General features: G+C 60.6%; 15 protein-coding genes. 7 read left to right on the plus strand and 8 right to left on the minus strand.

Going from position 1 to position 11,831, the window contains the following annotated elements; genetic code table 11:
* The first annotated feature begins 536 nt into the window (after positions 1–536).
* Positions 537–1,463 carry a DMT family transporter gene (locus DC366_RS18615; protein WP_341476705.1) on the plus strand — a complete coding sequence of 309 codons (927 nt, stop codon included), beginning with the start codon at positions 537–539 and terminating at the stop codon, positions 1,461–1,463.
* Positions 1,464–1,471: 8 nt separating this feature from the next.
* On the opposite strand, the gene DC366_RS18620 is transcribed toward DC366_RS18615, so the two are convergent.
* Genes DC366_RS18620 through DC366_RS18635 form a run of 4 tightly spaced genes read right to left on the minus strand, consistent with a single transcriptional unit; the run spans position 1,472 to position 4,714 of the window.
* Entirely contained in the window at positions 1,472–2,359 is an 888-nt protein-coding gene (locus DC366_RS18620; RefSeq protein WP_108693663.1) for a substrate-binding domain-containing protein, read from the minus strand.
* 55 nt (positions 2,360–2,414) lie between these two features.
* The gene (locus tag DC366_RS18625) at positions 2,415–3,233 is read right to left on the minus strand and encodes an ABC transporter substrate-binding protein (protein ID WP_108693664.1); all 819 of its coding nucleotides are present in this window, start codon (positions 3,231–3,233) and stop codon (positions 2,415–2,417) included.
* 25 nt (positions 3,234–3,258) lie between these two features.
* Positions 3,259–4,002, minus strand: coding sequence for an ATP-binding cassette domain-containing protein (locus tag DC366_RS18630; RefSeq protein WP_165802963.1), 744 nt, complete (start codon positions 4,000–4,002; stop codon positions 3,259–3,261).
* 4 nt (positions 4,003–4,006) lie between these two features.
* Positions 4,007–4,714 (minus strand): ABC transporter permease, encoded by a 708-nt coding sequence (locus tag DC366_RS18635; RefSeq protein ID WP_108693666.1) that lies wholly within the window; start codon positions 4,712–4,714, stop codon positions 4,007–4,009.
* Here DC366_RS18635 and tsaA point away from each other — a divergent pair.
* The 5 genes from tsaA to DC366_RS18660 are packed head-to-tail and all read left to right on the plus strand — an operon-like array spanning position 4,704 to position 9,039.
* A complete protein-coding gene (gene tsaA / locus DC366_RS18640) occupies positions 4,704–5,435 on the plus strand; it encodes a tRNA (N6-threonylcarbamoyladenosine(37)-N6)-methyltransferase TrmO (RefSeq protein ID WP_341476706.1) in 732 nt (243 codons plus the stop codon). The genes DC366_RS18635 and tsaA overlap by 11 nt on opposite strands.
* Entirely contained in the window at positions 5,390–6,181 is a 792-nt protein-coding gene (locus DC366_RS18645; RefSeq protein WP_108693668.1) for a molybdate ABC transporter substrate-binding protein, read from the plus strand. Before tsaA ends, DC366_RS18645 begins: the two co-directional genes overlap by 46 nt.
* Before the next feature lies 1 nt (position 6,182).
* Complete coding sequence (locus DC366_RS18650; protein ID WP_108693669.1) at positions 6,183–7,220, plus strand: iron ABC transporter substrate-binding protein; 1,038 nt, start codon at positions 6,183–6,185, stop codon at positions 7,218–7,220.
* Positions 7,193–8,215: a FecCD family ABC transporter permease gene (locus tag DC366_RS18655; RefSeq protein WP_108693670.1), complete on the plus strand. Its 1,023-nt coding sequence runs from the start codon at positions 7,193–7,195 to the stop codon at positions 8,213–8,215. The genes DC366_RS18650 and DC366_RS18655 overlap by 28 nt, the downstream gene beginning before the upstream one ends.
* Complete coding sequence (locus DC366_RS18660) at positions 8,215–9,039, plus strand: ABC transporter ATP-binding protein (RefSeq protein WP_207768778.1); 825 nt, start codon at positions 8,215–8,217, stop codon at positions 9,037–9,039. The genes DC366_RS18655 and DC366_RS18660 overlap by 1 nt, the downstream gene beginning before the upstream one ends.
* On the opposite strand, the gene DC366_RS18665 is transcribed toward DC366_RS18660, so the two are convergent.
* On the minus strand, positions 8,994–9,203 hold the full coding sequence (locus DC366_RS18665; RefSeq protein ID WP_108693671.1) for a TOBE domain-containing protein: 210 nt from the start codon (positions 9,201–9,203) through the stop codon (positions 8,994–8,996). The two genes, DC366_RS18660 and DC366_RS18665, sit on opposite strands and share 46 nt — an antisense overlap.
* 86 nt (positions 9,204–9,289) lie before the next feature.
* Here DC366_RS18665 and DC366_RS18670 point away from each other — a divergent pair, with 86 nt between their 5' ends.
* Positions 9,290–10,432: a molybdate transporter family protein gene (locus tag DC366_RS18670; RefSeq protein ID WP_108693672.1), complete on the plus strand. Its 1,143-nt coding sequence runs from the start codon at positions 9,290–9,292 to the stop codon at positions 10,430–10,432.
* 235 nt (positions 10,433–10,667) lie between these two features.
* Here the strand turns inward: DC366_RS18670 and tnpB are convergent, their stop codons facing one another.
* The 3 genes from tnpB to DC366_RS20100 form a co-directional block, all read right to left on the minus strand.
* The gene (tnpB, locus tag DC366_RS18675; RefSeq protein ID WP_108693673.1) at positions 10,668–11,015 is read right to left on the minus strand and encodes an IS66 family insertion sequence element accessory protein TnpB; all 348 of its coding nucleotides are present in this window, start codon (positions 11,013–11,015) and stop codon (positions 10,668–10,670) included.
* Complete coding sequence (gene tnpA, locus DC366_RS20585; protein WP_108693674.1) at positions 11,012–11,380, minus strand: IS66-like element accessory protein TnpA; 369 nt, start codon at positions 11,378–11,380, stop codon at positions 11,012–11,014. The genes tnpB and tnpA overlap by 4 nt, the downstream gene beginning before the upstream one ends.
* Before the next feature lie 191 nt (positions 11,381–11,571).
* The coding region (locus DC366_RS20100) for a hypothetical protein (RefSeq protein ID WP_207768779.1) at positions 11,572–11,831 on the minus strand (260 nt) is incomplete at its 5' end.

Consider the following 11,831-nt stretch of genomic DNA (forward strand, 5'->3'; position numbering starts at 1 on the left):
CCCACATCGACAACCCGACGTTGACAAGACATCATACCATATGATGCTGCGCCGCATCCGAGGTCGGCTTTGAGCCCACAGCAGAAGTCTTCATTTTTTGCTGCGTGCGCTCGCAGCGCGGAAATCGCTGCAGGTGCTGAGACTGGCGTCCAGCAATGCGGCGGCAAACTCGGCCATTCGAACGTCGTGCAGCGAGATTTAATAGCGTAACTCACAGGTCGCGGACCAAGTGTGACTTCGCCGCGTTTGCGCAGATGACTGCTCTTGCTCGTTTTGCGGACCTCCAAGTTCCGTCGCACACCTCCAACAGCTACGTTATTGACCCAAAGGAGCAATGTGCCCAATCCTCCAGAAAAAAATTCGGATAGAGTTCGTCTTGAGCTCTCAAAGAATTTGACAAATTATCTTCGGAAAAATGCAACCCGAATAGCAAAGTTGAACTGAGACAAACAGCGTTCGTCGATGAACCCTGGAAATGTCGCAAACGACAATCAACAGGCGGGCTACCCCCTTTATCCTGACACTGTGATTTCCAGTTGAAAGGGCCAAATGACGGCTGTTCTCCAAGCATGCCATGCCAATGCGCAAAGGCACGGAGTGCTTTTCGTTTTCGCGGCTGGCGTCCTCTGGTCGACCGTTGGTCTTGGCATCCGGCTGATCGAAAACGCCGTCGTCTGGCAGATCCTGCTCTATCGGTCGATCAGCATGTCAGTTTTTCTGTACCTCGTCATTCGGATCCGGTCAGGCGAAAGCCCTTCGCTCAAATTCGTCGTATCGGCTTTCACGCCGTCATTGCAGGTTTGTCGCTGGTCGCCGCCTATTCCGGTGGGATCTACGCGATCCAGAACACCTCGGTGGCGAATGTCATGCTGCTTTTTGCGACCGCGCCCTTCATGGCGGCAGTTCTGGGATGGATCGTTCTGTGCGAAACGGTGCGCGGAGCAACTTGGGTGGCGATTGTCGTGACCATCGGCGGCATCGCGATCATGATGGCGGACAAATCAGGCAGCGTCGCCCTGATGGGAAGCCTTGCTGCGCTTGGAACTGCCTTGGGGTTCGCCGTCTTCACAGTCGCGCTACGATGGGGGAAAACGGGAGAAATGCCGCCTTCGGTCTTTCTGTCGGGTCTCTTCGCGATCGTCATCACTGTCGGCATCTGCCAATATCAGGGGCTGTCATTGATCGTTGGCGCGCGCGACGGCGGGATTTCGATGGGCATGGGGGTATTCCAGGTAGGCGCGGGGCTGATCCTCTATACGCTCGGCTCGCGGAGCCTGCCTACGGCAGAACTGGCCCTTCTGTCGCTCGCCGAGGTATTGCTCGGGCCGTTTTGGGTCTGGCTGTTTCTGGGGGAAACGGCGAGCCTCAACACTCTGGTGGGCGGCATGGTCCTTCTGGTGGCGATCGCGGGCAGCGCGGTTTCGGGCAAGCGGCGCAAGCCTCCGCCGATCACTGCTCCCTGAGGATACCCTCAGGCGTTCCAGACCACCGTGCCGAAGGCCGCTGTGTCGTAGCCACCATAGGCCTGCGCCTTGTTCGCAAAGGCTTCGGTTGCGCAAAATTCCATCAGCTTTTGCATCGGTGCGTCGAACCACGCCTTGCGGTCCACGAGCAGGGAGAACTGCTCTTCGATCACGGCCAGAAACTCCAGCCCGTAGCTGAGTGCGACCGCTTCCAAACCAAAAGTCACATCCGCATCGCCACGCCGCACCCCCTCGACGGCCTCATCCTCGGTACGCGCAACCTCCGAAAACCTCAGTCGGGACAGGTCCAGCCCCTCCTTGACGGCGATTTCGCGAAACAGGGTCTCCGTCCCGGATTCCGGCTGACGCGGAACGAAAAGGCGGCCCGCAAGATCGGACAGACCAGTGGGTGCAACACCGTCAGAACGATACACCAACCCTCGCCTGCGCGCGGCAAACGAGACCAGGACAGCGTTATGATCCGAAGCCAAGTCAGACACGGCCGGCACATTCCAGGAGTCCGACTTCGCATCATGGATGTGCAGACCGGCGGCAACCCCCTCGCCTCGCACGAAGCGGTCAAGCCCGTCCAGCGAGCCGTCATAGTAACTCGCCAGCCCGCAGCGAGACTGTCGGATCGCCCAATCCAGAAGCGGATCGTGGCTTCCGAGAATAATGGGCGGTCGCGACGTCGCGTGGGAAACACTGCCCGACTTGGACCGTTCGACCCAGACTCGTATCTCGGCGGCAGGAAACAGCAGCTTGCCTGTTGCCTTTGAGCACGGAACACTCCCCGATGCGGCGAGGTCATAGATCTTGCGCTCCTTGAGCCGTAACAGGTCGGCCAATTCCTTGACGGTCAGGTATTCATGGTCTGGTAAGGCAAGATCCGTCATGGCAACTCGATTGATGTGTCCGGGCGGAGGACAAGCCACCGCCCGGACATTCCTATCAGTTTTCCGGTGCGTTAGGAAAGAACAGCTGTTGATCGGCGACCTTATAGGCGGCGATCGCGTCTTGTCCTTCGTCCGACACCAGCCAGCCCGCGAAGGTCTGTGCCGCATCCACGTTCACGGAGGGGCATTTCGCGGGGTTCACGGGGATCACGCCATACTGGTTGAACATGTCCTCGTCGCCTTGCACCGCGATGGTGTAATCCTGCTTGTTGCCGAAACTGATCCATGTGGCACGGTCGGTCATGACATAGGCGCCCATGCCGATCCCGGCATTCAGCGTCGCGCCCATGCCCGATCCGGTTTCGCGGTACCACCCACCCGAAGCAGCAGTCGGATCAACGCCGCTGTCATTCCAAAGCGCTATTTCCTTCTTGTGCGTGCCACTGTCATCGCCACGCGACGCAAAAAGCGCGCCTTCTCCGGCGATCTTGGCCAGCGCGCCCTGCACATCGTTCATGCCACCGACACCCGCCGGGTCGGCAGAGGGGCCGACAATTACGAAGTCGTTATACATCAGGTCCGTACGTTCGGTGCCGAAACCGGCAGCGACGAATTTCTCTTCCGACGGCTTGGCATGTACGAGCAGCACGTCACCATCGCAGTTCTCGGCGTTCTTGATCGCCTGTCCTGTGCCCACCGCCACAACATTGACCTGAATGCCGGTTTCTCCCTGGAAAATCGGCAGCAGGTAGTCGTAAAGACCCGAGTTGGCTGTCGAGGTCGTCGACTGGACGATGATGGACTGATCCTGCGCCCAGGCGGCACCTCCTATGATCAGTGCGGCCGCGGTCGCCGTAAGTCTTCTTGCAAGCATTTTGGTCACTCCCTTTCTTGGTGTGTCAAACGACAATCCTGCCGTTCAGGTAGTCCCGGGCTGCCGCACAGCGGGGCTCGGGGAAAAAGTCCGGAGCCGGGCTATGCTCGGCTACGCGCCCGCCGTGCAGGAACACGACGTCATCGGCCATGCGCCGCGCCTGCCCCATGTCGTGGGTCACGAAGATGATGCGCACGCCCCTGTCCCGCGCATCGTTCACGATCCGCTCGATGGCGAGTACAGATGCCGGGTCGAGACTGGCGGTGGGCTCATCAAGGAACATGACTTCGGGATCGGTGGAGAGCGCCCGGGCCAAAGCCAGACGCTGCGCCTCACCGCCGGAAAGCAGGCGCGCGGGTTGATCCGCCTTGTGCGCGAGCCCGACATGGTCGAGCAAGACGTCGCGCTGAGCGCGGTCCTTGCCCCGCGCCTTCAGGACGAAATCGATGTTGTCCACCACGGACCGCCGCAGCAGAACCGGCTTCTGAAACACAAGCGCCTGCCGTGCCGTGATCTCCGCCGCAGCGTGGCGGCCCCAGAGGATCTGCCCTGCGGTCGGTTGCGTCAGGCCGTGGAGCAGCTTCAGAAGCAGGCTCTTGCCCGACCCGTTCGGCCCCATGACCATCGTACAGCCGGACGCGCCGAGGTCGAGTGACAGTCCGTCCAACACGGTCACGTCGCCGAAACGCAGCACAAGGTCCCGTACCGCAAGGGGCAGGATCGGCGCGCTCTGCGCTTCGGTCGCATCTGTGGCGCTGGTCACTGCCATCGCGTCAGACATAGGCCTGCCGCGCCGCTGTCATCCGAACCGATTGCACCGCTGCGTTCACGCCAAGGGCAATGATCAGCAGGATGATCCCGAGCGCCAGCGCCAGCGCCAGATCGCCCTTGGATGTTTCAAGCGCAATCGCCGTCGTCATGACGCGCGTCAGGTGGTCGATATTGCCGCCCACGATGATCACCGCGCCGACCTCGGCCACCGCCCGGCCAAAGCCCGCAAGCCCGACGGTCAGCAGTGAATAGCGGGCGTCCCACAAAAGCGCCTGAATCGTTTGAAACCGCGTCAGGCAAAGAGAGCAAAACTGTTCGGCATATTCGGCGTGCAAATCTTCCAGCACCTGCCGCGACAGCGCCGCCACGATGGGCGCGATGAGGATGGTCTGAGCAATGATCATGGCGGTTGGGGTGTAAAGCAGACCAAGGAAACCCAGCGGCCCTGAACGCGACAAGTGCAGGTAGGCCAGTAGCCCCACGACCACGGGTGGCAGCCCCATCAGCGCATTCATCACGATCAGAACGGCATTGCGCCCCGGGAAACGACCAATCGCCACCAGCGCTCCTATCGGAAGCCCGATCAGGCAGGCAATCGCGGTCGCCGTCAGGCTCACCTGCAAAGAGAGCGCCACGATCTCTAAAAGGTCTGCGTTGCCCGAGAGAACAAGGGCCACTGCCAGGCTCAAAGCTTCACCGATGCTTTGCAAAATTTCCCCCAAGGCGCATTTTTTTCGTATTGAGGACAGCTATGCAGCTAGGGCCCAGAAGTTCAAGGCTGGATTCGGCTCGAAATTGCGTTCATGCTACAAGATATTGGGCAAATTGCGCATGTTGGCGTCTCAAAAAACTGCAAAATTTCCGGGGGTACACGTGACGAACACACTTGAACTGCGTGCAAATGAACAGTCTGTAGACCTTCAACCTGCATCAGATGCCGCGTTGCGCTTCATTGGGGTGATACGGACCCCCTGGAAGACACGCGATGACTGTCCCCGTCAGGGGCACCTCGATGGCCCGTCATGCGAGTTGATCGTCGATCCGGTCTGGCACGAGGCTCTGCAAGGCCTCGACGCGTTCGAGACCATCGAGGTGCTCTATTGGCTAGACAAAAGCCGCCGCGATCTGGTGCTGCAAAGCCCGAAAAGCGATGGCCATACGATAGGAACCTTCGCCCTGCGGTCCCCGGTGCGCCCCAACCCGATCGGCACGTCGGTCGTCAGATTGGATCGGATCGACGCGGGCACGCTTCATGTCCGGGGGCTCGATTGCCTAGACGGAACACCACTGATCGATATCAAACCGGACCGCTGCGTATTTACACCCAAAGCGCCGCCAAAAGCGGGCGACGCCCGGCCTGATGGTCCAAAGATGGGAGGAGAGAAATGCAAAAACCGTTCATACTTGCCGCCTTACTTGGGATCGCTATGACACCTGCGCAGGCAGATGACATCGCGCTCTTTGCTGCGGGCAGTCTGAAAGAGGCGCTTTCGGACGTGGCGGCAGACTATACAGAGGCTTATGCGACGCCTGTTGCAACCAGTTTCGGGCCATCGGGCCTTATGCGCGAACGCATTGAGACAGGAGAGGCGGCCCATGTCTTCGCCTCCGCGAACATGCGCCATCCAAAGACCCTCGAGGCGGCGGGCAAAGGCGGTCCGGTCGCCCTTTTCGCCCGCAACAGACTCTGCGCGCTGGCCCGGCCGGAGGTCGACGTGTCAACAGAGACCCTTCTCGACGTGATGCTGAACGCAGGCATACGCCTTGGGACATCAACTCCAAAGGCCGACCCATCGGGCGACTACGCCTTCGAGCTATTCGACAAATCCGGACATGCCGAGGTGCTCAAGTCGAAGGCGTTGCTGCTGACCGGAGGACCGCAGAGCGCCAAGCCGCCCGAAGGGCGCAACGCCTATGCCTGGGTGCTGGACAGCGACCAGGCAGACGTTTTTCTGACCTACTGCACCAACGCCGTAATGGCGCAGAAAGAGGTGCAAGACCTTCAGATCGTCCAGATACCCGAAGCCCTGTCGGTCGGCGCGGATTACGGGCTCATCGTGCTGGAAGGTGCCCCGTCGGAGGCATGGCGTTTGGCGATGCACATCCTGTCACCTGCCGGTCAATCCGTTCTGGCCGCTTACGGTTTCGACGTCGCAGCGCTACCGAAAGGAGACTGACATGCGCCTTCTGCTGACCTTTCTCGTCCTTATGGCCTTGCCGATCCTGCCTGCCCATGCCCGAACAATCGTGGATAGTGCGGGCCGCACTGTCGAGATCCCGGAAGACGTGAACACCGTCTTCGCTGCCGGTCCTCCGGCCTCGATCCTCGTCTACATCATGAAGCCAGAAGCGCTGACCGGATGGCCCCGCGCCCTGCGCCCCGAGGAACGCGACTATATCGCCGCGCCCTACCGTGACCTGCCTGAAACGGGCCGCCTGACCGGCCGCGGAGGTGAGGCCAATCTTGAACGCGTGCTGGAAATCCAACCCGATCTGATCATCGACTTCGGGTCCGTCCGCGACACCTATATCGACCTAGCCAACCGGGTTCAGGAGCAGACGGGCATTCCCTACATCCTGATCGACGGACGGTTCGAGAACACGCCGGAGGCGCTTCGGATCCTTGGCGAGGCGCTTGGCGTGCCCGAACGCGGCGAAGAACTGGCGGCAGATGTCAAAGCGACATTTGCGCGGATCGACGCTATCTTGGAGAACGTGCCGGAAGAAGAGCGCCCCCGCGTCTACCTCGCTCGCGGGCCCGAGGGGCTCGAGACCGGCATGAAAGGCTCGATCAACACGGAAATCATCGAACGCGCAGGCGGGCGCAACGTGGCCGACGACGGCGGTGCGACGCGCGGGCTCGTTCAGGCGTCGATGGAACAGGTGATCGTGGCCAACCCCGATACCATCGTGAACTGGGACCCGAATTTCTACGATAAGGTCTTTGACGATCCGCTCTGGCAAGGCACCGACGCAGTCCAGACCGGGCGCGTCTACCTCTCACCGACGGCGCCCTTCGGATGGATTGACAGGCCGCCCTCGCTCAACCGGATGATGGGGCTGATCTGGATGGCCGGACTGCTCTATCCCGAGCAGTGGCAGGGCGATCTGCGCGATGATACCCGCGCCTTCTACAAACTCTATTATCAAGTTGATCTGACGGACGACGAACTGGAGAGGCTGCTCGAATGGGCCGAGGGACGACCACCACTGTAGGCCTGCGACCTCCCGTCTTGACATTGACCGGGGGGCTCTGTCTGTGTCTTGCGGCGCTGGCCTTTGCGGCCGTGATGATCGGCCCCTACAGCCTTTCGCCGACACAGACGCTTGCCGCGCTGCTGGGACAGGGCGACCGCCAGGCCGAAATCGTGGTCTGGAACATCCGCCTGCCCCGTGTCGCGGCCGCCCTGCTGGTGGGCGCGGCACTTGCGGCGGCCGGGGCAAGCTACCAGGCGCTTTTTCGCAACCCGCTTGTGTCGCCGGACATCCTTGGCGTTTCGGCCGGGGCAGGCCTTGGTGCTGTCGCGGGCATCTTCCTGTCGCTGCCGGTGGCGGCGATCCAGGCCTCGGCCTTCATCGGTGGCATGGCGGCGGTCGGCTTTGTGACGCTGGTCGCGTCACTGATGCAAAACGCCGACCGGACGCTGACACTTGTGCTGATCGGCGTTGTCATTGGCGCGCTGGCAGGGGCGGCGACATCGCTCTTGAAGGTTATGGCCGATCCCTACGACCAACTGCCTGCAATCACCTTCTGGCTGCTGGGGTCACTGGCGGCGATCACGACCGAAGACATCCTGCCCGCCCTTCCCATGGTGCTGATCGGGTTGGTGCCTCTGGCTCTACTGCGCTGGCGGATCAACGTCCTGAGCCTTGGCGACGAAGAAGCCCGCGCGCTTGGTGTGGAGGTCGGGCGAACACGGTTCCTCGTGATTGCGGCGGCCACGCTGATCACGGCAAGCGTCACCGCGCTTGCGGGCGTGGTAGGCTGGGTGGGCCTTGTCATCCCGCATATCGCGCGGATGCTGGTCGGCCCCGGTTTCGGGCGGTTGCTGCCGGTCTCGGCGCTGATCGGGGCGGGTTACCTGCTCATCGTCGATACCCTGGCGCGCACCATCGCACAGGTCGAAGTCCCACTGGGCATACTCACGGCGGTGATCGGCGCGCCGTTCTTCGTCTGGTTGCTGGCCCGTGGGCGGCGAGGGTGGTCGTGATGCTGGAGGCACGCGAGCTCGCCATCGGCTATGGCTCAACGGAAGTTGGCCGCGGCCTCAACCTCGATGCCGGAGGTGGGGAAATCCTCTGTCTCTTGGGGCCAAACGGGTGCGGCAAGACCACGCTGTTCCGCACTCTTCTGGGCTTGCTGCCTGCGCTTTCCGGCGCGGTCCTTTTGGGCGGCAAGCCTATCTCTGCACAAAGTCGCGCCGAGATCGCCCGCCGGATTGCCTACGTCCCGCAGGCCCATGCGCCGCCTTTCCCTTTCGAGGCGCTGGAGGTCGTACTGATGGGACGCACCGCCCGGCTTGGTGCATTCGGCCAGCCGGGCCGGCAGGACCGGGACATCGCGCTGACCGCGATGAACCGCCTCGGGATCGCAGACCTTGTCCAGCGGGACTATTCACGCTTGTCCGGGGGGCAGCGACAGCTTGTCCTCATTGCGCGCGCCCTCGCTCAGGAGGCTCCGCTGATCGTTATGGACGAGCCCACGGCAAGCCTCGATTTCGGCAACCAGGCGCAGGTTCTGGCGCAGATCACGAGCCTAGCCCAGGATGAGGCCAAAGACGGCCGCGGCGTAATCCTGTCGACGCATGATCCCGACCAAGCCTTTGCCCTCAACGCCCAGGTCCTGCTAATGAAGGACGGGACGAGCCATGCCCATGGCCCCGCAAAAGATGTGCTGACCGGGGCGAACCTCAGCGCGGTTTATGGCATACCGGTCTCGGTGGAAAACACCACTTCGGGCCGGAAAGTCTGCCTACCTAAGCTCGAGGCTCAATCCGCTCCGACGATGACGTCGGACGCCTTGACGATCGCGTAGGCCATCTTGCCGACCTCCAACCCCAGTTCTTCGACCGAGGCGTTCGTGATCATGGCGGTCACAGACGCGTCACCACCGAGATCGATCTGCACGGTCGCGTTCACAGCGCCCTTGTCGATTGCCGTGATGGTACCTGCCAGTTTGTTCCGGGCGCTGAGTTTCATGAATCATATCTCCCAAAGTTCGAGTTTCAAACTTACAGTATTGTTCATCATGATGAAATCAACGCCAACGATGACGAGAGACCCGTGTGAACACCCCGCGAAGTGAAAATGGCTTTCGCTTTGATCTGCGCGAAGCGAATGGCGCTCTCGGCGATATAGGCACGCTTTTGCCGCTTATAGTCGGGGCTATCGCCCTTGTCGGCCTTTCCTCATCGCAGGTGCTTCTGGGCTTTGGGGCATTCTATGTGGCAACCGGCGTCATCTACCGCCTTCCGATCCCGGTCCAGCCGATGAAAGCAATCGCAGCCATGGCATTGGTGAGCGAGGTCACCCCCGCCTCCATCGCAATGAGCGGCATGATGATCGGCGGGGTGCTGCTGTTTCTGGGCGCGAGCGGACTTATCGACCGCATTGCGCGCCTCGTGCCCCAGTCCATCATGGCCGGCCTGCAACTGGGGTTGGGTCTTTCCTTGGGATGGATCGCCCTTGGCCTGATGCAGGATCAGCTATGGGTGGGACTGGTATCGCTTGGGATTGCCCTCGCCGCGTTGCGCTTTGGAACACATGCGGCCCTGCTGACACTTCTGTCCGGTGTCGTGCTTGGCCTCTTTGTTTCTCAACCCGGGTTACCTGTGCTGGCGGCACCTGCCGATATGTGGGCCTTGGCCACGATCAAAACACACGACCTGAAGACTGCGATTTCCGATCTGGCCATTCCGCAACTGGCGCTGACCCTGACCAACGCTGTCTTTCTGACCGCCTTGATCGCGCAGGACAGCTTCGGTAATCGCGCTAAACAGGTCACGCCGCGTAACCTGTCCCTGACATCCGGGGCCGCCAACCTGTTGCTTGCACCACTTGGCGCGCTTCCCATGTGTCACGGCGCAGGCGGCGTGACGGCTCACTATCGTTTCGGGGCACGCACAGGCGGTGCCCCCGTCATGCTCGGCGCGGCTCTGGTCGGTCTGGCGGTTCTACCAGATCAGGTCAGACAGATCGCTCTGACCGCCATACCAGCCGCGACCCTTGGCGCACTTCTCTTGATCGTGTCCATCGAGTTTGCGTTCAGTCGACGCCTGATCGACGCGCTGCCGTCCTGCCGTCCTGTCATCGCAATTACTGCCTTGGGCACTTTCTTCGCCAACCCGCTGATTGGCTTGATCCTCGGCACGCTGGCCGAAATTTTTCGAAAACGCATCGTTGCGAAGCAAAAACAGCTGTTTAGATAGTGATCGTGACCTGCGCTCCGAGGCTCCATTTGCGGATCAGTTCGACACCTCTCTTGTTTAAAGGAATACGATTCCAGTAGTAGGACGCACGATATTACGCGATCAGAACGTGAACACATACAGCACACGGCACAGACTTTTTGCGGAAATCGTCACCATCCATCAAGGGACATGCGCCTGATTACCAAAATTCAGGCGCAAACACCATATAAATATAGCAGATCAGAAGCTACAATCACCCCACGCGCGCAGGCGGAGCGCCCCAAGCGGGGCGTCGCCAATCAATGCCTTCCCAGAGCATTGCAAGCTGCGCAGAGGTCAAATGCAAGGCACCGTCTTCCGCGCTCGGCCAAGGAAAGCGGCCGCGTTCCAGAAGCTTGTAGTAGAGACAAAATCCCTGACCGTCCCAGTAAAGAAGCTTAACTCGATCCCCGCGCCGCCCCCGGAAGGCAAACACAACACCGCCCGTGGGCTTCTGGCGCAATACAACTTGAGCCATAGCAGACAAACCTGCGATCCCTTTGCGCATGTCCGTCACACCGCACGCCAGATACACACGGACGCCAGTTCCAGGTCCAATCATGCCGCGTCTATCGCTCTAATCAATCGTGTCAGCGCGGTCCCGTCGATGGAGCTATCAAACCGCAAACTCCGACCGCCTTGCAAGCAAAGCTCAAGCGAAACATCAGGAGCAGGCTTCGGCACAGGAGGCGCGACTTCCGGAACCCGGAAATCGACTGACAGAAATGCAGCGCCCGCGTCCAGCGGCGAAAGACCTTTCGCCTGTAACTCGTGCCGCCATCTGTAAACCTGCTGTCGGCTTAAATCGCAACGCTGAGCTACCTGCGTGACCGTAGCTCCATCTATCCCAACAGACGAAACGATCGATAGCTTTTGATCATCACTCCATCGCCGCCGCCGCTCGAAACCGAGAACCTCGCACCGCATGATATCCTCCGCATAAGACACGTCACTGACGACGTCGCTACGGACGTGTCTTAAGTCTTCGCGCGGAAATCAGGCAGGCGGCATCAATCGAGCGGTTACCTTTGATCAAGAAGTCTGCTGCATTTGAAATTGAACCCCCGAGTGTCTGATCCAATCGAGGTTCTTCAATGACCGGGTTGGCGACACTCACTTCAATGCGACATTGAATTTTCTGCGACTGCGAAGCGTTGCTGCGTCAGCAACATGCCCAACCACCAATGTCGGTAAAGTCCGCACTGCCGACCTTCAGTCTCTGAAAATGCTGCAAGTGGCACGAATGGCCGCTTAGACGGGCCGCAACGCAGCGTACCGAATGACTGACGAACGGCAGCTAAGGTGAAGGTTTTCTGAAGCGGGTCGCGGCGTGAGGTTCGCGTCTTGGCGGGCGGACGACCCGCGTTGGAAAACCTCC

Source organism: Pelagivirga sediminicola, assembly GCF_003072125.1.
Lineage (GTDB): Bacteria > Pseudomonadota > Alphaproteobacteria > Rhodobacterales > Rhodobacteraceae > Roseovarius > Roseovarius sediminicola.